Origin of the sequence: Kurthia huakuii LAM0618, from assembly GCF_000505545.1 — a bacterium.
In the GTDB taxonomy this organism is placed as follows: Bacteria; Bacillota; Bacilli; order Bacillales_A; family Planococcaceae; genus Kurthia; species Kurthia huakuii.
The window spans coordinates 1-621 of the sequence record NZ_AYTB01000032.1 but is presented as its reverse complement, the minus strand read 5'-3'; the positions used below and the strand labels follow the sequence as shown (position 1 = coordinate 621).

The window sequence follows — 621 nt, the reverse complement described above, 5'->3', positions numbered from 1 at the left end:
CAATTCCTTTGAGTTTCAACCTTGCGGTCGTACTCCCCAGGCGGAGTGCTTAATGCGTTAGCTGCAGCACTAAGGGGCGGAAACCCCCTAACACTTAGCACTCATCGTTTACGGCGTGGACTACCAGGGTATCTAATCCTGTTTGCTCCCCACGCTTTCGCGCCTCAGTGTCAGTTACAGACCAGACAGTCGCCTTCGCCACTGGTGTTCCTCCAAATCTCTACGCATTTCACCGCTACACTTGGAATTCCACTATCCTCTTCTGCACTCAAGTTCCCCAGTTTCCAATGACCCTCCACGGTTGAGCCGTGGGCTTTCACATCAGACTTAAGAAACCACCTGCGCGCGCTTTACGCCCAATAAATCCGGACAACGCTTGCCACCTACGTATTACCGCGGCTGCTGGCACGTAGTTAGCCGTGGCTTTCTAATAAGGTACCGTCAAGGCGCGTTCATTACCTAACGCACTTGTTCTTCCCTTACAACAGAGTTTTACGATCCGAAAACCTTCATCACTCACGCGGCGTTGCTCCATCAGACTTTCGTCCATTGTGGAAGATTCCCTACTGCTGCCTCCCGTAGGAGTTTGGGCCGTGTCTCAGTCCCAATGTGGCCGATCAC

General features: G+C 52.7%; 1 rRNA gene. It reads right to left on the bottom strand.

The annotated features are described in order from the left end of the window. A 16S ribosomal RNA gene (locus tag V514_RS0118240) occupies positions 1 to 621 on the bottom strand; the annotation flags it as partial.